Raw genomic sequence first — 20,624 nt, 5'->3', positions numbered from 1 at the left:
GAGTGAGGGGAAAACCTTAGCACTGGTGGGAGGGAATGTGTCAATTTCGGGTGGCGTTCTCAAGTCACCAGCAGGACGTATTGAAATCGGCAGTGTTGGCAGCAATGGAACCGTAAGTCTCGCGTCGATAGAACAAGGTTGGAAGCTGGGTTATGAAGGCACAAGCAGTTTTGCAGACATCGGGTTAACAGAGAAATCGTTTCTGGGTGCTACAGGAGATGGCGGTGGTGCGATCGCAATTACTGGTAGAAATATCAATATAACCTCTGAATCAATAGTACGAGCTGATACACTGGGCGACAGAAATGGGCAACAAATCAGCATTGTTGGCGATGCGATCGATCTCGATAGATCCAACATCGGCGCTAACAGCTTCAGTTCTGGCAATGGCGGACAAATAAAGCTGGAAGCCAACAACATTACGTTGAAGAATAACGGTGGTGGAGGAACTCAGGCAACAGCATCGGGAAGCGCGGGAGACATTACCGTCATAGCTAAGAATTCTTTTGTTGCCAGGGATTACGGTGGGCTAGGCAGCAAAACCTCTTCTACAGCTACAGGGAATGGCGGAGCAATAAACATTAAAGCTAATTCTTTTGAAGTTAATAATACTGGGCTAACCAGCAATAACTATGGTGCAGGTAATGGTGGAGTGATAAACGTTGAAGCTAATTCTTTTGTTCTTACCGGTGGAAGTGGGCTAACCAGCGATAACTATGGTGCAGGTAATGGCGGAGTGATAAACATTAAAGCTAATTCTTTTGAAGTTAGCGGTACAAGTAATCTAGCCAGCACTACCTCTGGTGCAGGTAATGGCGGAGTGATAAACGTTGAAGCTAATTCTTTTGAAGTTAGCGATAACAGTCAGCTAGCCAGCACTACCTCTGGTGCAGGGAAATCAGGAAACATCTCTATTAAAGCCACAGACTTTTTGACGGAGGGCAATGGAGCTATAAATGCTAACACTGAAGGTACAGGTGATGCTGGAACTATCACGATTGATGCCAACAAGGTGCAGATTGATGGAAGTATCAATACCAGTGCGTCTAATTCAGGTAAATCAGGCAACATATTTATTAATGCTACAGACTCTTTTACGGTGACTAATGGAGCTATAACTGCTAACAGTTCTGGTACAGGTGATGCTGGAACTCTCAGCTTGAATGGAGGCTCTTTTGTACTCAACAGTCCAAATATCAATGTTAATAGTTATGGCACAGGTAATGTTGGAACTATCAGCATTACTGCTAATAATTTGCAGATTAAAGATGGAATTCTCCAAAGTAATACGGATAATTTCAGTAAACCAGGAAACATCTCTATTCGTGCTACAGACTTTTTTAAGGTGAACAGCGCAGGTATAACTACTAACAGTAAAGGTACGGCTGATGCTGGAACTATCACGATTGATGCCAAAGATGTGCAGATTGAAGTTGGAGGTATCGAGAGCATTGCGTCTGGTTCGGGTAAATCAGGCGACATCTTTATTAATGCCAGAGACTCTTTTACGGTGACTAATGGAGCTATAACTGCTAACAGTTCTGGTACAGGTGATGCTGGAACTCTCAGGATTGATGCCAACAAGGTGCAGATTGATGGAAATATCAATAGCATTGCGTCTGGTTCGGGTAAATCAGGCAACATATTTATTAATGCCAGAGACTCTTTTGGGGTGACCAAAGCAAGTATAAATGCTAATAGTTCTGGTACAGGTGATGCTGGAACTATCAGCATCACTGCCAAGAATGGGCAGATTTCAAGCGCAGAGGTTAATAGCAATACACAGAGTACAGGTGATGCTGGAACTATCAGCATCACTGCCAAGAATGTGCAGATTGAAAGTGCGAAGATTCAAAGCAATACACAGAGTACAGGTAAAGCTGGAGAAATCAACTTTAATGTCGCAGACTCTTTTGATCTCAAGTCTGCAAGTATAAATACAAACACTAGTGGCGAGGTTAACGGTGGAAAAATCTACATTAGTGCAAAGAAATTGCGAATGCAAGATGATTCGAGTATTCGTAGCAATGCAAGCAATACAGGTAGGGGTGGAGATATTGACCTACAGATAGGAAACTTACTTTTGTTGCGTCGTCAGAGTTCCATTTCCACCACTGCAACTGGTACTGGCGATGGTGGCAACATAACCATCAATGTTCCCAATGGCTTTATTGTGACTGTCCCTAATGAAAACAGCGACATTACCGCTAATGCATTTAGTGGCGGTGGTGGCAACATCAAAATCACATCTTTAAGTAATTTTAACATTCAACAGCGTAGTCGAGAAGACTTTATCAGCCTGTTATTGAACCCTGAAAATTCACCAACCAACGATATTACAGCATTTTCCCAAACCGATCTGGCTTTAGACGGTCAGGTGACTATCAACACGCCAGATTTTGACCCCAGCAAAGGATTTGTGGAACTACCCACGCTGCTAGCAGAGATACGAGAGGTCATAGACACAAGCTGTGCTGCCTTTGCTGACGCAGAAGGTAATAAGTTTACTGTCACCGGACGTGGCGGGTTACCCCCCAGTCCCTACGAACCCCTCAGCACTGATGTTGTATGGACAGATACTCGCACTAGGGCTATCACAACACAGCCGCAAGGGAAAAAGGAACCTGCGGAGTTACCACAGTCTAAACCTGAAGCTATGAAAATTGTCCCTGCTACAGGTTGGGTGTTCAACGGCAAAGGGCAAGTTACCCTCATCTCCCATGCATCCAATCCTAATCGTATGGGGACGACTCCTGCTAGCTGCCCAAAACCGTGAAACAGCAGCAACAAAATCGTCTAGGATGTGATATCAAGTCCGGCTGAATACTTATCTGTCTTAAGAACCCCACCCCTGTAAAGCTACGCTTCACGTCCCCTCCCCGCTAGCGGGGAGGGGCGGCGCGGGGTGGGGTGCAGTTAACGTGGGAATCATAACTAATTAGCCGGACATGATATGATTGGCAGATTCTTGGTGGGAAATATAGCTGACTTTTCACGTCATGTGGAAAAACCAACGCGAAACCTAACCCCCCAGCCCCCCTTCCCTAAAAGGGAAGGGGGAGAATTTAAAGCCTCTCTCCTTGCAGGAGAGAGGTTTGGAGAGAGGTTTTCCAGATAAGAGTGAAAAGTAAGGAAATATAGCGATCGCCACTCGGAAGACGGTATCGATATCTTGTCTAAATCTTGTCTAACCCACGACTGCAAAGCATCAGCATTACTATCAACGCTGACGTTGGCTTGTCTTGGTTATCTGTGTTGTGTTATGTGTTGGTAATATTACTCTAATATTTCTAAGCGTTCTTCTGATGTCGCACTGAAATCACTGTATGCACATTACCGCGAGGTGTGAAATCTGCCTTAACGGTGACATCTAAGGGGTCACACGCGGCAACAAAATCATCTAGGATTTGATTAGCAGTTTCTTCGTGGGAAATATAGCGATCGCGATAGCTATTAATGTATAGTTTGAGCGCCTTCAATTCCACTACCCGCTCATCAGGGATGTAGCTAACGTGAATCGTGGCAAAGTCAGGATAGCCAGAAAACGGACATTTACAAGTAAATTCTGGCAAGGTAATGTTAATGTCGTATCGTCTTCCTACACGCGGATTGGGAAATGTGATCAGTTGTCCTTCCGCAATATTGCGTTCTCCATATTTCATTTCCATAGTCTTTAATCTTTAATTTTTATTGATTACGGATTATTTTAGTTGTTATTTCTTACAGTAATCCTAAACACTTTGTAAACAAAAACGTTTCTCTGTTAATCTTGGCGTTGTAGCCTTGAGAATGACGCACACGCTACGGGTGCAATTCGTCACCCGCTTTCAAACCAAAGCGCTTCCTTCTCCTGTTCCAGAGGCTACGCGTTCGCGCACTTCCTCCGCAGAAGCTTTAGTGGTTTTTTAAAAAAATGAGTTTAAAAAAATGAGTATTGATCATCTAAATGGGATTGCTGTAGTAGTTAGTTGTCAAAGTACCACTAACTACTCACACCAAACTCATAACTCTTCCTGCTCCCAGTCTGGGCAATTCTCATCTTCCCAACCGTAGGGATGCATACCGCAAACTAACAAATTCCCACTATATACTTGACCGTGGTAGTGACGACAACCGATACAGGCGGCATTTTTTTCCGGACAGGGTTCCACTGAATAAGGAAAACCCAGATCGACATCATCTATGATAACGTCTTCGAGTTCCCAGTAAACTTCCATAATTGGATCAGCGAGTTCTTGCAAATACTGCTCCAACTCAGTGGTGATGGTATTTTGTACTTGCTCGGTAATTTCTTCGGTTAACTCAAAAAATGAGTCTACCATTTCCGTCATCTCCAGGAAGAAGCTTTCCACTTCATCAGCCACTGTTTCTATCATGTCCCAAAACTCTTTTTGCCACTTTTCCATAAACCTGACGTCCTTATGAGTTATTTACTGGACGCTTAATGCTACATGGCTTGAAGCACTTTTGTACACCCTAAGCTTTATTTTTAAATAAAAATTTAACATTATGTGCAAATATTTTGGTAATCGACTCTGAGTGCTACTACCAGATCATTTCCAACTACTTATCGCGTTGCAACCTACGCAGTTCTTCCTGCATCTGTCTGACTTGATCCCGTAATTTATCCACATCCTCAGTGGGTGGGGTAACTTTTACGGTAGTTGGCTCTTCATCTTCTTCTATGATTTCGATGCGGCGCGGTTCAGAGGGAGGTGTTTTATGAGCTGTGACATCAGATGTCGGTGCTTGTTGGGCTTGCTTCATCATTTCTTCGACTAAGCGGCGGGCTTCGTCTGTCGTCATTTCGCCCCGTGCAACCATTTCATCTGCCAGCTTTTGGACTTGCGATCGCAGTTCGGTTATTGTCCCACCTGCTTTTTCTCCCGCGTAAGAAGCCAACCCAACACCAAGGTAAAAAGCTTTTTTTACAACATCTCCAAAACCGGGCATTGTCGCTCATGCGCTCCTAAAATGGGGCGACCCGGAGACTACGCCTGCTACAAGCATCCCGTATTGCTGCTACCTTCCGGTCCTGACAAAGTTTGGGCGTTGCTGCCGCGTAGATCCAGGTCTATAAACACAATAGCATTAAATTTTCTGACTGTGTATTATTCGACGACAATTTTCCACTCGTAAAGCTTATAGTTGACACAGCCGTTTTCTACCAATGGATCAAGAGCCACAATTGCTTCTGCTTCATCCATTGAGCTTGCTTCAAATAGCATCATGCCACCGCCTCTTTGCCCCCAGTACCCAGTTTTCGCTTTGTGTCCTTTAGCAATCAACTCCTGTACGTAAGCCTTATGGGCGCTTACGTTTTGGTCAAAGGTAGGCTTATCAACTATGCCTTCTTCTATCTTTACAAACCAGGGCATTGCTTGCGACCTCTCAAAACCATATCCTGTAATATTTTCAGGGCTATTGTCTGCTTTTTAAGCTACCTTACAAAAATGAATTGACCAATTGTTTGTTCCTACTGTTTATAAATGCTGCAATCACAGAAACTTTATTTTATAGCCCTCCTGCCTTCAAGGGAAATCCAAGACTACGCTAACCAAATTAAGCAATACTTTGCTGATCAGTATGGCAGTCGTCACGCACAAAAATCTCCACCGCACATCACCCTGCAACCGCCTTTTGAATGGGTAGATGCCGACGTACCAGCACTAGAAGAATGCCTTAAAGATTTCGCCAGTAGTCGAGAGTCGGTACCCATCACACTGAGTGGGTTCGCTGCCTTTGCTCCTCGCGTCATCTATATTGATGTAGTAAGAAGTCCACAATTGCTAGCTTTACACGCTGATTTGATGACACATCTGGAGAGCAACTTGGGAATTGTTGACAAAGTTGGTAAAACTCGTGCCTTTGCTCCCCACATGACGGTTGCGTTTAAAGATTTAACAAAGCAAAACTTTAAAGCGGCTTGGTCGGAATTTGAAAAGCGTCAGCTGTATTTTGAGTTTACTGCTTCTAACTTAACGCTGTTGCTGCACGATGGCAGGCGGTGGAATGTGAAAACTGAGTTTCCGTTTTTGTCTTTTGATGGTTTAAGTGGCTAGTTTGCAATCGTCAAAGTAGTCGCAATTGTGTATATTCTGGCATGGGTGTTAGGGACAAGAAGTTGTTCGTGGTGAATTGAGTTTGCACTCACTACGAATCACTATTCTGGAAATTTTCGCTCCCTCACCTCAGTACTGTAATCCTGGACAGCTTTGGTAATCGTCTCCCGCAAATTAGTATAAACTTTGGCAAATGGTGGTTGCTTTTCTGAAAGTGCAAGTACATCTGATGTCACTAATACTTGACCATCACAGTGGGGACCTGCACCTATGCCAATCGTGGGAATACTGACTTTTTGTGTAATATGTAATGCTAACTCAGGGGGTATATGCTCTAACACTATACAAAATGCACCCGCTTGTTCTAGGGCGATCGCCTCTTGTAATATCCTTTCCCCTGCTTCTTCTGTTTTCCCCTGTTGACGCAAACCCGTGTGATGTATAGATTGCGGTGTCAAACCCACATGACCCATCACCGGAATTCCTGCTTGCACCAAACGGGCAACGGTTTCTGCCATTGCTCTTGAGCCACCCTCTAACTTTACTGCTTGAGCGCCCGTTTCTTTAAGCACACGTCCCGCAGAGTGGATCGCTTGCTGAGGACTTTCTTGATACGTTAAAAATGGTAAATCTACGACCATTAATGCTCGCTTCACACCGCGACGCACTGCTTTGGCATGATGAAGCATTTCTTCTAAAGTAATTGGCAGTGTTGTTTCATACCCTAATACCACTGCCAGCGTATCTCCCACAAGGATTAAATCTACTCCAGCAGTATCTAAGATCTGAGCGATCGCATAATCCCAGGCAGTCAACGCCACAATTGGGCGTCCCTTTTGTTTCCATTCGATTAATTGTCGGGTTGTGACAGCCATTGTTTCACTCAAGAGTTAGGAGGGAATGGGGAAAGTGGGGGCGGTGGGGGGTGATACTGGAAAAAATACTTCCTCATCTTCCCCATCTTGTTTATTTGACGGTGCCAGTCAAAGCTAGATCAGGTTTTGTGCCTTAAATTTTGGGCATGAACCAAGCTAGACCTTCACTGGTACCAATCCATAACTTATTACCGAGCCTCAGAAGCAATGCTGAAAACACGGCTACAAGGAAGACTGGGAACTTGCTCTGAGCATTGCTTGAGTATATGGATTTAATCGTAGCAAACCCAGCATAGACCCAGACACTACCATCTTTAGCAATTCGTTATGGTTAGCCAATCTTCCCGACTCATTCCGTAAATGACCACCTCATCTCCAAAGATTTCCATCGTCCCTTCCAGTTTTTCCCCTAACTTCTCGGCAACTCGCCTTGAAGCATAATTTTCTGGACGTATCAAACTTATCACATGGGATTGCTGCAACTTGCCAAAAGCAAAATCCATTGCTGGTCTTGCTGCCTCTGTTGCAAAGCCACGTCGCCAATAAGCTTGCCGCAACGTCCAGCCAATCTCAAATCCGGGCCAGCCTTCCGATTGCCAGCAGCCAATCCGACCAATCATTTCACCGCTAGAACGTTCTTCAACCGCCCACATACCATATCCTCGTAGTTGCCAATGACCAAGCATTATTGCCATATGTCGCCAAGACTCAGGGCGGGATAGAGGTTTGCCTTCGGGGAGGTAGCGCATGACATCGGGGTCGCCGCACATCTCGGCGTAAGCATCAAAGTCTTCTTCACGGAATCCGCGTAGCAGCAGGCGTTGGGTTTCAATTTCAGGAATAAGCATTTTAGGAATGTTTCTGTTAGCTATAGAGGTGTAGACGAGTGAGGGAATTCTTTTCCCGTACACCTACAGGAGATACAGCGCTACGCCCCTACACTCTTACACCCCTAATTGAAAGCTCACTATTATTACATGCATTTTGTAAAGCTTTCTTAATAAAATGTTAAAAAGTTTCATTAATAACAAATTTAAATACAAAAGTTAAAAATATTCAAAGAATAACTTATGACATTCTTGATATATTGTGAAACAGGCTACAAAGAACGTGATGTGCGACTTGTGTCTTTCACTGATCAATCTGTGAATTTCCGTCAGTAGTTGCAGAAAAACAGCAACTTTTTGCAATAAGCAACCCCTAACAAACGATTTTTCCTTATCTGTCCCCCACATACAGGGGAGGAGTTTGAGGTGAGGGAAAGTTGCACAACACGTGATTTGTTAAATAAAAAGAGAAACTTCTTGGAAGGGAACTATGTCTTACGCTCAAACGAAGACTCAGACAAAAACAGGGTATCAAGCAGGGGTAAAAGATTATAGATTAACTTATTACACCCCAGATTACACACCCAAAGATACAGACATTTTAGCGGCATTCCGCGTTACACCCCAGCCAGGAGTTCCACCAGAAGAAGCAGGTGCTGCAGTAGCTGCTGAGTCTTCCACCGGTACTTGGACAACCGTATGGACGGACTTGCTCACCGACCTAGATCGCTACAAAGGTCGTTGCTATGACATCGAGCCAGTTCCCGGCGACGACAACCAATTCATTGCTTACGTTGCCTATCCTCTGGATCTGTTTGAAGAAGGCTCTGTCACCAATATGTTTACCTCAATTGTAGGTAACGTATTTGGTTTCAAAGCCCTGAAAGCACTGCGTTTGGAAGACTTGCGGATTCCTGTTGCTTACCTCAAGACATTCCAAGGACCTCCACACGGTATCCAAGTAGAGCGTGACAAACTGAACAAGTACGGTCGTCCTCTGTTGGGTTGTACGATTAAGCCCAAGTTGGGTCTGTCTGCTAAGAACTACGGACGCGCTGTATACGAGTGCTTGCGCGGTGGTCTAGACTTCACAAAAGACGACGAAAACATCAACTCTGCACCATTCCAACGCTGGCGCGATCGCTTCTTGTTTGTTGCAGACGCTATCCACAAATCACAAGCGGAAACTGGTGAAATCAAAGGTCACTACCTGAACGTCACCGCTCCTACCTGTGAAGAAATGCTGAAGCGGGCAGAGTTCGCTAAAGAACTCAAAATGCCCATCATCATGCACGACTACCTAACAGCAGGCTTCACCGCGAACACCACATTGGCTCGCTGGTGTCGTGACAACGGCATTCTGCTGCACATCCACCGCGCTATGCACGCCGTTATCGACCGTCAAAAGAACCACGGTATCCACTTCCGTGTTTTGGCTAAGGCGCTACGGATGTCTGGTGGTGACCACATCCACACCGGAACCGTAGTTGGTAAGCTCGAAGGTGAGCGCGGTATCACAATGGGCTTCGTTGACCTGCTGCGCGAAAACTATGTTGAGCAAGACAGATCTCGCGGTATCTACTTCACCCAAGACTGGGCTTCTATGCCTGGTGTGATGGCTGTAGCTTCCGGTGGTATCCACATTTGGCATATGCCAGCGCTGGTGGAAATCTTCGGCGATGACTCCGTGCTGCAATTCGGTGGTGGTACCCTCGGTCACCCTTGGGGTAACGCTCCTGGCGCTACCGCTAACCGCGTCGCTCTGGAAGCTTGTATCCAAGCTCGTAACGAAGGTCGCAACCTGGCTCGTGAAGGTAACGACGTTATCCGCGAAGCTGCTAAGTGGTCTCCTGAACTCGCTGCTGCTTGTGAACTGTGGAAGGAAATCAAGTTCGAGTTTGAAGCAGTCGATACCGTCTGAGAAAGATAGAAGATAGAAGAATGAAGATAGAAGTTATTCTTCATTCTTTTATCTTCACTCTTCATTCTTCAAGGGGCTGGGGTCAAGCATGGATATCAAGCAAATTGCGAAGGACACAGCCAAGACGCTGCAAAGTTACCTGACTTATCAGGCACTGAAAACGGTGTTGGCTCAAATTAGCGAAACAAATCCTCCCTTGGCACTTTGGCTACAGCGCTTTTCCGCTGACAAAATTCAGGACGGAGAAGCATATATTAGGCAACTGTTCCAAGAGAAACCCGAATTGGCTTTGCGGATCATGACTGTTAGAGAACACATCGCGGAACAAGTCATTGAATACTTACCCGAAATGGTTCGCACTGGCATTCAGCAAGGCAATATGGAACACCGTCGCCAGCATCTTGAGCGAATCACGCAAATAAATACATCAACTCCCAGTCCTGAACCAGAACAGCAAGCAACTTCAGATCCAAACATTCACCAACCTCGCCCTAAAAGGGACGAGGATTGACCAAACCAATTTGGACAACGTAAGCGGTGAATAGCCCAATTGAGCCTAGTCCTGGTACAGACTTCCGAATGCTTCCCTAGTTCGGATTTATCTCTAAGCCTGATTGGTCAGGCGTTGGGTAATGCCAAGCATCTTGGATTAGGTGGGCGAGGGGACTAATTACGGGGAAAGCTGGTTCCTGGGATTATATCCATTTAAAAACCAGCATTCAAATGTAAAGCCGTGCTTCTAGCACGGGGTTTCAGACCCATAATTTTCGATGAACAGTTAACAGTTAACAGTTAACAAACGATAACTGATAACTGATAACTGATATCAACCACAACCCATTATCATTACTTATGCAAACCCTACCAAAAGAGCGTCGCTACGAAACCCTTTCCTACTTGCCTCCCCTCAGTGATGCTCAGATTGCCAAGCAAATCCAGTACATTCTGAACCAAGGTTACATTCCGGCGATTGAGTTTAACGAGAATTCGGAGCCGACAGTATATTACTGGACTCTGTGGAAACTGCCTTTGTTTAATGCAAGATCTACTCAAGAAGTAGTAAACGAAGTTCAAGCTTGCCGTTCTCAGTACGGCAACAACTTTATCCGCGTGGTGGGTTTTGACAACATCAAGCAGTGCCAAGTTCTCAGCTTTATCGTTCACAAGCCCAATAGCAGCAGATACTAAAGCTGATAAGTTGGAATTCATTGTGATAAACCTGTAAGTAATTTTTCTATCCCCCAATAAGAGAGGTAAGTTTATCTACCTCTCTTTTTTACTCTTAAAAGGTGTGAGGTATTTTAGCGTTCTTGGTAATAGAACAGATAGAAAAGAAAGTTTTATGAATGTAGCACATCTACCAGAAGTAAGAATCTGTTTTGTTGGCGACTCTTTTGTCAACGGGACTGGTGATCCTGAGTGCCTTGGGTGGACAGGAAGAATATGTGTTAATGCGAATAAAAAAGGCTATGACATTACCTACTATAATTTAGGAATTAGGCGGAATACGAGTACTGATATAGCAAATCGTTGGTTACAAGAAGTATCACTTCGGCTACCTAAAGAATACGACGGCAGAATTGTGTTTTCTTTTGGACTGAATGACACAACAGTGGAAAACGGTAAAACTCGTGTTGAATTTACAAAATCAATCGAAAATACCTACAAAATTTTAAATGAAGCTAAACAGTTATATCCTGTTTTGATGGTTGGTCCAGCGCCGTATGCGGATACCGAAGATAATCAGAGAAAGCAAAGAACGACCGATTTATCTAAACAGTTTGCTCATGTGTGTCATGAATTGAATGTGCCTTATTTAGATGTTTTTCCGATATTGTCCAAGTCAAAGATTTGGATAGATGAGGCAAAAGCTAATGATGGTGCTCATCCCAGATCAGGAGGCTATGCAGAATTTGCCCAAATCGTGGAAAATTGGGACGCCTGGTTAAATTGGTTTAAATAATAAACGCATTCTGGAAAAAAGTCCATAGACAAAGTCGCGGCTGCTTTTGAGAGTTTTGTTTGATTACTTTGTCAAGATAATTCAAAATTTCCGCGAAAAACCGAGAAGAAAACTTTTTATCAGCTTGAAACTGGAGTTCAGCAAAGTATAGGGGGAGTTCAGGTGCATCCGCCGCTGGGAGGAAAACGCCATCAATTCTAAAGGCGAGCTGTTTGATTTCAACAGATGAAAATTGATAGGTATCAGCTAAGTGAGGTAATTGGTTGATGAGTTCAAAAAAAAACACTAGGGAAGCTTTGGAAAAGGCGATAAAAGATGCTGTCGGTTTTCACTCTCGGTGGAGTTTTTATTTCATAATATACCTTACAGACAAGCGATCGCCCGCAAGGGCGGTATCGTCCCTTTCATCAAGTTAGGACTACCATAAAATCTGTTCTTTGCCTTTCTAGTCTTGCCTCTACTTATGATAGAGAATCAAATATGTAGTTCAAATCACATAACCCAGTCCAATGATTTAGATAAAAAGAAAAAATTGCTTTTCAATCAAAATCAATGAAAAATAGTAGCCATAAAAAATTAATATTATTTTAAGCAAATTAACTTATCCTTAAATTGGTATCAATTTTCGGTTGGCAACAGTCACTAATCCCTATCAGGGCTTGAAATTATCTGTAAAGATTCATGAGTTACTATATTTCTCCTCGCTTTTTAGATAAACTTGCGGTTCACATCACTAAAAACTACCTTGACCTTCCTGGTGTCCGAGTCCCCTTAATTTTGGGTATTCACGGACGCAAAGGCGAGGGCAAGTCTTTTCAATGTGAGTTAGTCTTCGAGAGAATGGGTATCGAAGTAACTCACATCTCTGGCGGCGAACTGGAAAGTCCAGATGCTGGAGATCCAGCACGTTTGATTCGTCTGCGCTATCGAGAAACAGCGGAACTCATCCGCGTGCGCGGCAGAATGTGCGTGATCATGATTAACGATTTGGATGCAGGCGCTGGACGCTTTGATGAAGGCACTCAGTACACGGTCAATACTCAGTTGGTGAATGCCACACTGATGAATATTGCTGATAACCCCACCGATGTTCAACTTCCCGGTAGTTACGACGCAACGCCTTTACATCGTGTACCGATTATTGTGACAGGCAATGATTTCTCCACCCTGTATGCGCCATTAATTCGGGATGGTCGGATGGAGAAATTTTACTGGGAACCAGACCGCGATGACAAGGTGGGAATTGTCGGCGGGATTTTTGAACCAGATGGACTGTCACGCCGGGAAATTGAACAGTTAGTTGATACTTTCTCCCATCAATCAATAGACTTTTTCAGCGCTTTGCGTTCCCAAATTTACGACGAACAAATTCGTCACTTTATACATGAAATAGGAATTGAGCGCATATCCCAGCGTGTGGTTAACAGCACCGAAGGACCGCCGCAATTTAGAAAGCCTAATTTCAGCTTGTCTCACTTAATTGAGATGGGTAACTTGATGGTTGGTGAACAAAAACGGGTAGAAAATTCCCAATTGGTTGATGAGTACAATCGGTTGAATAGAGGCGGAAATTATCAACCTGCACCCCCACCACCTGCTCCTGCACCAGTACCCAATCAATTAACCAATAGCTCAAAGCCATTGGAAAGAGCCAATGGACACCAAAAACAGCAGCTATCAGATACCCATTTAACTCTGGAGACACAAGAACAGATACGTGAAATTTTGTCACAGGGTTACAAAATAGCCATTGAACATGTAGACGAACGACGCTTCCGCACAGGTTCTTGGCAAAGTTGCCCGATTGGTACAATTGATGGCAAATCAGATGCAATATCGGCTTTGGAATCTTGTTTAACAGAGTACAGCGATGAGTATGTGCGCTTGGTAGGAATAGATCCAAAGGCGAAGCGGCGGGTGGTAGAAAAGATTATTCAACGCCCGAATGGGAAAGTTGCTAGTCACTAAAGTCCTGAGTTTAGAGTGCTGAGTACTGAGTAATTTTTACCTAAAACAGCAATTCATCTCACGTTTGACCCAATAGGGCAGCGTGAGATGAATTGCGCGTGAGTTGACGACAGTCCTCTGACCAATGCCGGAAGGCGAGGGAAGAGGACAGGTCGGAAACGAACAGTTTTTGCCAACTTCCCTTAATCTTAAATTGTTCTGTTATCATGAATATATGAACACGGTAAGGTCGATGCCATGTATAGAGCAGTTAAAGTTAGAATTTATCCAACTGACGAGCAGGAATCATATCTAGCTCAATGTTTCGGCAATACTCGATGGTTGTGGAATTATATGCTAAATGCCACAACCACAGCGTATAAAGAAACGGGCAAGGGTCTTTCTAAAGCTGCAATGGACAAGTTGTTGCCAGGGTTAAAGAAGGAATACGAATGGTTAGGGCTTGCCTACAGTCAAGTGTTGCAACGAGTAACCTTCAATCTTTCAAGTGCGTTTGTTAATTTCTTTGAGGGACGTGCTAAATACCCAAACTTTAAATCTAAACATGGTAAGCAAGCGATTCAATATCCTCAAAACGTAAAGTTAATGCCAGGGGATTGTGTGATTAAGTTCCCTGGGTTATTGGGGATGGTTAAAGCCGTATTTCATAGAGAACACAGTAACGCAAAATTCACAACTGTAACCATATCAAAAAATGCTGATGGTAGATACTACGCTTCTATTCTTTTTAACCAAGAGTCTGAACCAATAGTTTCAATTAATGAAGCTATCGGAGTTGACCTTGGCTTGAAGAATTTTGCTGTAACTTCTAACGGGTCAAAGTATGACTTACCTAAGAAGAGATTGGCTAAGTTAGAGAAAAACAGAAAGCGCAAACAAAAGAAATTATCCAGAAAAACCGATAAGACCTCTAATAAACGTCAAAAGGCTAAACATTTAGTTGCAAAAGTATCTAGCAAAATAACTAGAGTCAGAGAGGACTTTCTACACAAGCTATCTCGCAAAATAGCATACGAAAACCAAGTGATTTGTGTGGAAAATTTGGCAGTTAAGAATATGGTTAAAAATCCTAATCTGGCAAAATCAATAAGTGACCAAGGTTGGGGAATATTTTTAACCATGCTTAAATACAAAGCTGAGAAATTTGGGCATACTTATCAAGAAATAGGTCGGTTTTTCCCATCGTCTCAACTGTGTAGCGAGACTCTGCTACCAATCCCAATGCTACAAAATGGATATGATTCATTGGGTGTAAGGTTTGTAGATTGTCCACACTGCCTGCATCAGCATGATAGAGACATCAACGCTGCAATTAATATTAGAAATGAAGGATTGCGATTATGGGCGTTAGGAACTAGCGCTTCTGCCCACCGAGGGGATGTAAGACCAAAGTCTTCTGGACGTAAAAAATCCACCAAGTCTGAGGCAATCCCCAATGAATTGGGAAACCTACACTCACCCCTGGGGGGAGTGTAGGTAGTTCACTCAGCACTGTTTTGGTGAAAACTAATCTGGTAGCACAATCTTTGCAGCAGTTTCTTCTGAGACTCGCTCGATGTCAAAATTCTCAATATTGCCTTCAAAGCGATTGAAGATAATTCGGATTTCGTCGTAGCCGATCGCGGTAGATGCTCCTCTTGGTGTACTACACTTAACCCGCATCAGGGTTTGGAAACCACCAAATTCTTCGTTGATATAAAAGCGTCTAGTGCAATCAAAACCAACAAAGTTTTCTAATGCTACTTGATTCAGCGCAGCTACACCCAGCCGACTGTTAATCAGTGATTTAATTTCTTTTATCTCCTCTACTTCTGTCATCCGCCGCCATCTAGTTACTGGCTGTTTCTTCAGTAGTTCATTCAATTTAGACCATGTTGTAGGACCAACAATTCCATCAGCAACAAGCCCTTGCGCCTGCTGAAATTTAATCACAGCTGCTTTGGTTTGTGGTCCAAAAATACCATCAGCAGCACTAGAGTAAAAATTGAGTTTTTTCAATGCTTCTTGTAGCTTGGTGACTTCTGCTCCTCCTGAGCCTTCTTTAAGAATCACGGAAGTTGTAGTCATGATACTTTCCTTTGTTAAAGTTGTTTGTAGTGAGGACTTTACTCCTGACGAAAAATGAGGACTAAAGTTCTCACTACGAACTTATGAAAACAAATTGATAAAGAAAATCTTAAAGAATACCATTTCTCTATAAAGTTAAGCTTAATTCCACCCCCCTGTAGTCCCCCCGATGCCTTGGGGGGACGCCGTAGGCGGGGGGTAATTATAAGCGCATTGTTACAGAGAGTTGGTATAAGTAGGTGCGTAACACTTAGTCAACGCACCATAATAAAAGTGAAGCTTAGTCTTCACCCATCAAATGTACAATCTCTTTTTATGGCACTATCCTATTAGCAGGCTTCTTCAGAAAAAATTTGTGCAATTCGCTGATCTTCTGGAATATCATGGGTAATCAGAGTGTATAAAGACGCCCAAGTCAGTGGTCCCATCACTCCATCAGCCTTAAGACCCCTAGCCTTTTGAAAATCTGCAACCACCGCTTTAGTCTTCGGTCCAAAATTGCCATCAATCTTAACTTCTTTGTAGTAGTTGCTTAAAAGTTCCTGCAAGTCTCGGACTTCATCTCCTTTTGAGCCTTCTTGTAGAGTCTTTTTCTGTGATACCCACACTGCATTGTCTAATGCGATCGCCGTTCTTGGTCCGACAACGCCATCAGCAGTCAGCTTGTTATTCTGCTGAAACTTGATCACAGCAGCTTTTGTTTGCGAACCAAAAATACCATCAGTTGCACCTGAATATAGCTTGAGTGTTTTTAAGAATCCTTGTATGACGGTAACTGGATATCCGCTTGACCCTTCTTTAAGAGGGAGGATAGAAGTCGTGGTAGTCATGATATTCTCCTTTTAAAACTTTTTACAGAATTTTGCAATTCAATCAACACTAACGGTCAACTAGCCGCCTATACCCTCTAAATTACCTAAAGCCTTCAAAGTAGCTGTTCCCACAATCCCATCACCCTGAAGACCGTGATTGCGCTGAAACTGAACCACAGCTGCTTTGGTTTTCGGTCCGAAAATACCGTCAAGAGAACCAGAATAAAACCCTTGTCTGTTTAAGACGTATTGCAAGTTTATAACTTGTTGTCCCGTTGAACCTTCCTTGAGAATTAGGGTGCTACTCATGATATTGTCCTGTGTAACTCGTGTTCGGTCTAATTGAAAATGAACTGATGAGACAATGCACCTACAATAACAAGGGCATGGGAAACGCAGCCGCTTGGTCGCTACACATCCGGATATACGCGTTGTTTGTGAGTTAGCAAGGTATCAATGCGCTGTTGCACAAATAAGGTGCATAGGCAGCAATGAACTCAACAACGCTTGCCCAATGTATAAATTTATTTTGTATTAAAAGTTCAATTGTGACTACCGTAGTTTAGAAAATTACAATAAAATTTAACGTTGTTTTGCCATCATTTTCTCAAAACCCTATCTTGGTAAAGATTTAAGGATTTCTGCTGTTGAAAAAATCAGCTACAAAGAGTAGTGATTTTCCATAATTTTGGTAAATTTGTTATCTTCGGAATTCCAAAAACATTCTTAAGCTTATAGTAAATATGTATTTGTTTTATTAAAAATTAGTAAAAATACTGAAGATGGTATTGATATATGTGTGTGATGGTTGGTGTACAGTGACTATGATTTGTCATTGGTGACAGATTAGTGCCGTCGTAAAAAATGGTTGTCATCAAAAAGCAGAGTGTGGTTGAAAGCTAGGGGAGATGCTCCTAACTCCTGTTTCTCATGTGTCTCAAGGGCATTGAGTCGAGAACTCTGCATACAAAGCAAATAGAGGCTCTTAAAGCTTATCCTATATAGATTTCAGCTTTTTACTTCTCTGTTTTAACCAAACAGGGGAAGAGATATTCCTGCGATTGCCTCCCTTCTGCCCCTTGGGCAATCGCCTCCCTTCTGGCACCTGTGCGATCGCACATCCTCATATCCGCGTTGATTCGGAGACTTACGCCTAGAGACAGCAGGCTCACTTTTTTCCGTTTTACCAACTTTCGATGATTGGGGATTGGGTAAGGTATGAGCGTGCAGACATACGACGAAACTAGACGGAACAAGAGTTAGCGTTACCATCAGTATGCCTGATTCTCATCGTTTTACCAGCTTTATGTTAAAAGTTGGTATTTACAAAATATTTTTAAGGGCGTTTATTTTAATTACTTTCATAGCTGCGGGTTATTTTTGACAAGCTTGCGCTCGTAAGCCGTCGAAAATAACCCGTATAAAGCGTACGTTCCACGAAAATGCCCCTTTCTTTCATAAATATTCTGGAATGCATGATATTTTTATTGAAGAACTAGTATGTGCATCTAACTAGTACTCTGACACAGAAACTATGAGGAGTTCGTAGTAACAACGAAGAGTGCTTTGGAAAAAGCTCAAGCCGTTACTACAAGCTTTCAAGGTTGGTGTGACAGATTACTAGGTATGGGAAAATTTTTCCATACCTTATAGCATGGTACAATCCCTTTGCTCAGTACTGCCTAAGTTTCGGCAACTACATAAGTCAACTAGAAATTCACCTATAAAAAGAAGTAAAAGTTTAGCTTCGGCTAAGTTTTTACAGCACTTTGCATCTAAATGAAGTACACCCCGAACCAACCCTCGCCAAAGCATCGGGAAGGGTGCTTGATGTGCGCGGGTGGGGTATGTTTGTACTTCACAAAAAGTGCAATCTGTTGTGTGTGCAACGATATTTTCATGCCGCATATTAAAGTCAACCTTAGCACCCGATATAAGGTATTTTAAGAGTAATAACACGCATATCAAAACAATTCTGATTCTGGCTGCCAATCCCACAAATACCTCTCGGTTACGACTGGATGAGGAAGTACGGGAAATACATACGGCGCTACAACGTGCCAAAAATCGCTCCTTATTTGAAATCGTTACTAGGTGGGCGACACGAGTTGAAGACCTGCATCGTGCGCTGTTAGAATACCAGCCGACTATCGTTCACTTTTGTGGGCATGGTGATGGTAACAATGGCTTAGCTTTGGAAAATAATTTTGGACAAGTACAACTGGTCAGTACACAAGCCCTGGCTAGGTTATTCGGGTTGTATCAAGACACGATTTCGTGTGTTTTCCTCAATGCTTGCTATTCAAAAGACCAAGCAGAAGCAATTCATCAACATATTGATTATGTTGTGGGTATGAATCGGGCGATTGGGGATGTCGCCGCGATTAAATTTGCTACTGGATTTTATGATGCGTTGGGTGCTGGTCTCCTTATAGAGGAATGTTTTGCAGTTGGTTGTACTTTGCTTGATTTACAAGGAATTCCAGAGGACTTAACACCTGTCCTCAAAGCAAGACGGCGTCGAAATCAAAGAGAAATCACAACAAATTTACAGAACGTAATACCCGGAAAATCTTTTAAGGATGATTCTATGGGTGATGATTACAAGGTTGGACAAAACCGCTCTGTTTCTATCGGGGGTAATGTCACAGGTAGCGCCATTCTTTCAGGCGATCGCAACGTTGCCAATATACAATTTCAGCCAGTAAGTTTACCTGCGCCTGAAAGTGTTGATATTCGGGCGGAACTAAATGCGCTGCATGAAGCAATCGCATTGCTGGAAAGTCCGGATCGTCGCAAAATTGAGAATGCCTTTGCTGATGCCCAAGAAGAGGTAAACAAGCCCAAGCCGGATAAAGATGAGGTGGGGAAGGCATTCTTACGAGCGTTTGATTATGCCAAGAGGGCTGAGGGATTTGCTTTTATAGTTGAAAAACTTAAACCTCACCTAACCAAAACAACAGCTTGGTTAGGAAAGAACTGGCATAAGCTACTGAGTATCGTTGGTTTGGGAATTTAACAAGAGTGCATTGATATAGAGGCAAAATCGATGAGTAGCAGCACTTTGAGGGGAGAGGATCGCAGCATTAGGATTGAAAAGGATGCTATCAGCAGTGCGATTATTTCTGGAGATGGCAATAAAGTTGTTATCTACCAGTACCAACAAGAGCGTCAACTAAACGAAGAGAAAGTTTCTACCATAGGAGAAATAGGTCCCAATCCTTACAAAGGGTTACTTGCCTTTCTTGAGGTTGACGGCGATCGCTATTTTGGGCGAGAAAAACAAATCGAAAAACTGTGGAACCTGTTTCGCACTCTTCACGAAAACACAACTCAAACAGAAGCGCCATTACGTTTGCTGCCAATTTTGGGACCATCAGGTTCTGGTAAATCTTCCCTGGCGTGTGCAGGTTTAATTCCTGAACTCGCCCGTCGTCCTCTACCGGGTAAAAGTCAAGCAAGTCGCTACATTCAGAGGTCATCAGGGTAACGTAAAGTCAGTAGCAATCAGCACGGACAGGCGAACAATTGTCAGTGGTGGTGAAGATGGCACAGTGCGGTTGTGGGATAGCAAGGGCAAGCAAGTTGCTACATTCAGAGGTCATCAGGGCTCCGTAAATTCAGTAGCAATAAGCACGGAAAAGCAGACAATTGTCAGTGGTGGTGATGATGGCACAGTGCGGTTGTGGGATAGCAAGGGCAAGCAAGTCGCTACCTTCAGAGGTCATCATGGTTACGCGTTGTAAGTAGCGATAAGCACAAATAAACAGACAATTGTCAGTGGTGGTAATGATGGCACAGTGCGGTTGTGGGATAGCAAGGGCAAGCAAGTCACTACCTTCAGAGGTCATCAGGATTACGTAAATTTAGTAGTAATAAGCACGGACAGGCGAACAATTGTCAGTGGTAGTTATGATGGCACAGTGCGGTTGTGGGATAGCAAGGGCAAGCAAGTCGCTACATTCAGAGGTCATCAGGATCGCGTCTCTTCAGTAGCAATCAGCACGGACAGGCGAACAATTGTCAGTGGTGGTGATGATGGCACAGTGCGGTTGTGGGATAGCAAGGGCAAGCAAGTTGCTACATTCAGAGGTCATCAGGGCTCCGTAAATTCAGTAGCAATAAGCAC

Annotated in this window: 21 protein-coding genes, 1 other RNA gene and 3 pseudogenes; 12 read left to right on the top strand and 13 right to left on the bottom strand. The window is 43.4% G+C overall.

Annotation, left to right across the window (positions count from 1 at the left end; all coding sequences use genetic code 11):
- Window positions 1-2,776: beta strand repeat-containing protein (locus tag ACM0OZ_RS43540; RefSeq protein ID WP_414589107.1), on the top strand; the 2,776-nt coding region annotated here is incomplete at its 5' end.
- A 514-nt stretch (window positions 2,777-3,290) separates the two neighbouring features.
- On the opposite strand, the gene queF is transcribed toward ACM0OZ_RS43540, so the two are convergent.
- The 5 genes from queF to ACM0OZ_RS43515 form a co-directional block, all read right to left on the bottom strand.
- On the bottom strand, window positions 3,291-3,668 hold the full coding sequence (queF, locus tag ACM0OZ_RS43535) for a preQ(1) synthase (RefSeq protein WP_096564026.1): 378 nt from the start codon (window positions 3,666-3,668) through the stop codon (window positions 3,291-3,293).
- Window positions 3,669-4,001: 333 nt separating this feature from the next.
- Window positions 4,002-4,406 carry a hypothetical protein gene (locus tag ACM0OZ_RS43530; RefSeq protein WP_414589105.1) on the bottom strand — a complete coding sequence of 135 codons (405 nt, stop codon included), beginning with the start codon at window positions 4,404-4,406 and terminating at the stop codon, window positions 4,002-4,004.
- A gap of 157 nt (window positions 4,407-4,563) precedes the next feature.
- Entirely contained in the window at window positions 4,564-4,953 is a 390-nt protein-coding gene (locus ACM0OZ_RS43525) for a phasin family protein (protein WP_414589104.1), read from the bottom strand.
- Window positions 4,954-4,978: 25 nt separating this feature from the next.
- An RNA gene (gene ffs, locus ACM0OZ_RS43520) (signal recognition particle sRNA small type) lies at window positions 4,979-5,075 on the bottom strand.
- A 36-nt stretch (window positions 5,076-5,111) separates the two neighbouring features.
- Window positions 5,112-5,378 carry a YciI family protein gene (locus ACM0OZ_RS43515; protein ID WP_414589103.1) on the bottom strand — a complete coding sequence of 89 codons (267 nt, stop codon included), beginning with the start codon at window positions 5,376-5,378 and terminating at the stop codon, window positions 5,112-5,114.
- A gap of 111 nt (window positions 5,379-5,489) precedes the next feature.
- Between ACM0OZ_RS43515 and ACM0OZ_RS43510 the strand changes: the two genes are divergently transcribed.
- Window positions 5,490-6,062 (top strand): 2'-5' RNA ligase family protein, encoded by a 573-nt coding sequence (locus ACM0OZ_RS43510; protein ID WP_414589102.1) that lies wholly within the window; start codon window positions 5,490-5,492, stop codon window positions 6,060-6,062.
- Window positions 6,063-6,163: 101 nt separating this feature from the next.
- Here ACM0OZ_RS43510 and panB read toward each other — a convergent pair whose 3' ends face one another.
- From panB to ACM0OZ_RS43495, 3 genes and pseudogenes are all read right to left on the bottom strand, one after another.
- Window positions 6,164-6,937: a 3-methyl-2-oxobutanoate hydroxymethyltransferase gene (gene panB / locus ACM0OZ_RS43505; RefSeq protein ID WP_414589101.1), complete on the bottom strand. Its 774-nt coding sequence runs from the start codon at window positions 6,935-6,937 to the stop codon at window positions 6,164-6,166.
- Between the two features lie 133 nt (window positions 6,938-7,070).
- Window positions 7,071-7,262, bottom strand: a pseudogene (locus tag ACM0OZ_RS43500) (transcriptional regulator); the annotation flags it as partial.
- Window positions 7,252-7,785: a GNAT family N-acetyltransferase gene (locus ACM0OZ_RS43495; protein WP_414589100.1), complete on the bottom strand. Its 534-nt coding sequence runs from the start codon at window positions 7,783-7,785 to the stop codon at window positions 7,252-7,254. The gene ACM0OZ_RS43495 and the pseudogene ACM0OZ_RS43500, both read right to left, overlap by 11 nt.
- A gap of 469 nt (window positions 7,786-8,254) precedes the next feature.
- Here ACM0OZ_RS43495 and ACM0OZ_RS43490 point away from each other — a divergent pair, with 469 nt between their 5' ends.
- From ACM0OZ_RS43490 to ACM0OZ_RS43475, 4 genes are all read left to right on the top strand, one after another.
- Entirely contained in the window at window positions 8,255-9,685 is a 1,431-nt protein-coding gene (locus ACM0OZ_RS43490; protein WP_414589099.1) for a form I ribulose bisphosphate carboxylase large subunit, read from the top strand.
- Window positions 9,686-9,773: 88 nt separating this feature from the next.
- On the top strand, window positions 9,774-10,196 hold the full coding sequence (gene rcbX / locus ACM0OZ_RS43485) for a RuBisCO chaperone RbcX (RefSeq protein WP_414589098.1): 423 nt from the start codon (window positions 9,774-9,776) through the stop codon (window positions 10,194-10,196).
- Between the two features lie 341 nt (window positions 10,197-10,537).
- Window positions 10,538-10,873: a ribulose bisphosphate carboxylase small subunit gene (locus ACM0OZ_RS43480; protein ID WP_073631344.1), complete on the top strand. Its 336-nt coding sequence runs from the start codon at window positions 10,538-10,540 to the stop codon at window positions 10,871-10,873.
- 154 nt (window positions 10,874-11,027) lie between these two features.
- On the top strand, window positions 11,028-11,648 hold the full coding sequence (locus ACM0OZ_RS43475; protein ID WP_414589097.1) for a GDSL-type esterase/lipase family protein: 621 nt from the start codon (window positions 11,028-11,030) through the stop codon (window positions 11,646-11,648).
- A gap of 49 nt (window positions 11,649-11,697) precedes the next feature.
- Here the strand turns inward: ACM0OZ_RS43475 and ACM0OZ_RS43470 are convergent.
- Window positions 11,698-11,980: pseudogene (locus ACM0OZ_RS43470) on the bottom strand (DUF2887 domain-containing protein); the annotation flags it as partial.
- Window positions 11,981-12,329: 349 nt separating this feature from the next.
- Between ACM0OZ_RS43470 and ACM0OZ_RS43465 the strand changes: the two are divergent.
- On the top strand, window positions 12,330-13,616 hold the full coding sequence (locus ACM0OZ_RS43465) for a ribulose bisphosphate carboxylase small subunit (RefSeq protein ID WP_414589096.1): 1,287 nt from the start codon (window positions 12,330-12,332) through the stop codon (window positions 13,614-13,616).
- A 237-nt stretch (window positions 13,617-13,853) separates the two neighbouring features.
- Window positions 13,854-15,092: an RNA-guided endonuclease InsQ/TnpB family protein gene (locus tag ACM0OZ_RS43460; protein WP_414589095.1), complete on the top strand. Its 1,239-nt coding sequence runs from the start codon at window positions 13,854-13,856 to the stop codon at window positions 15,090-15,092.
- 30 nt (window positions 15,093-15,122) lie between these two features.
- Here the strand turns inward: ACM0OZ_RS43460 and ACM0OZ_RS43455 are convergent, their stop codons facing one another.
- From ACM0OZ_RS43455 to ACM0OZ_RS43440, 4 genes are all read right to left on the bottom strand, one after another.
- Window positions 15,123-15,683, bottom strand: coding sequence for a peptidoglycan-binding domain-containing protein (locus ACM0OZ_RS43455; RefSeq protein WP_414589094.1), 561 nt, complete (start codon window positions 15,681-15,683; stop codon window positions 15,123-15,125).
- Window positions 15,684-16,012: 329 nt separating this feature from the next.
- Window positions 16,013-16,513 carry a peptidoglycan-binding domain-containing protein gene (locus ACM0OZ_RS43450; RefSeq protein WP_414589093.1) on the bottom strand — a complete coding sequence of 167 codons (501 nt, stop codon included), beginning with the start codon at window positions 16,511-16,513 and terminating at the stop codon, window positions 16,013-16,015.
- Window positions 16,514-16,573: 60 nt separating this feature from the next.
- On the bottom strand, window positions 16,574-16,804 hold the full coding sequence (locus ACM0OZ_RS43445) for a peptidoglycan-binding domain-containing protein (RefSeq protein WP_414589092.1): 231 nt from the start codon (window positions 16,802-16,804) through the stop codon (window positions 16,574-16,576).
- Between the two features lie 707 nt (window positions 16,805-17,511).
- Complete coding sequence (locus tag ACM0OZ_RS43440; RefSeq protein ID WP_414589091.1) at window positions 17,512-17,667, bottom strand: hypothetical protein; 156 nt, start codon at window positions 17,665-17,667, stop codon at window positions 17,512-17,514.
- 707 nt (window positions 17,668-18,374) lie between these two features.
- Here ACM0OZ_RS43440 and ACM0OZ_RS43435 point away from each other — a divergent pair.
- From ACM0OZ_RS43435 to ACM0OZ_RS43420, 4 genes and pseudogenes are all read left to right on the top strand, one after another.
- Window positions 18,375-19,514 carry a CHAT domain-containing protein gene (locus ACM0OZ_RS43435; RefSeq protein WP_414589090.1) on the top strand — a complete coding sequence of 380 codons (1,140 nt, stop codon included), beginning with the start codon at window positions 18,375-18,377 and terminating at the stop codon, window positions 19,512-19,514.
- A 30-nt stretch (window positions 19,515-19,544) separates the two neighbouring features.
- A complete protein-coding gene (locus ACM0OZ_RS43430) occupies window positions 19,545-19,985 on the top strand; it encodes a hypothetical protein (protein WP_414589089.1) in 441 nt (146 codons plus the stop codon).
- Complete coding sequence (locus tag ACM0OZ_RS43425) at window positions 19,915-20,241, top strand: WD40 repeat domain-containing protein (protein ID WP_414589108.1); 327 nt, start codon at window positions 19,915-19,917, stop codon at window positions 20,239-20,241. The genes ACM0OZ_RS43430 and ACM0OZ_RS43425 overlap by 71 nt, the downstream gene beginning before the upstream one ends.
- 54 nt (window positions 20,242-20,295) lie before the next feature.
- Window positions 20,296-20,624 (top strand): annotated as a pseudogene (locus ACM0OZ_RS43420) (hypothetical protein); the annotation flags it as partial.

Source organism: Scytonema sp. PCC 10023 (assembly GCF_963920835.1).
In the GTDB taxonomy this organism is placed as follows: domain Bacteria; phylum Cyanobacteriota; class Cyanobacteriia; order Cyanobacteriales; family Nostocaceae; genus Kalymmatonema.
The sequence above is the reverse complement of the archived record's forward strand: the minus strand, read 5'-3'. Positions and strand labels throughout refer to the sequence as shown.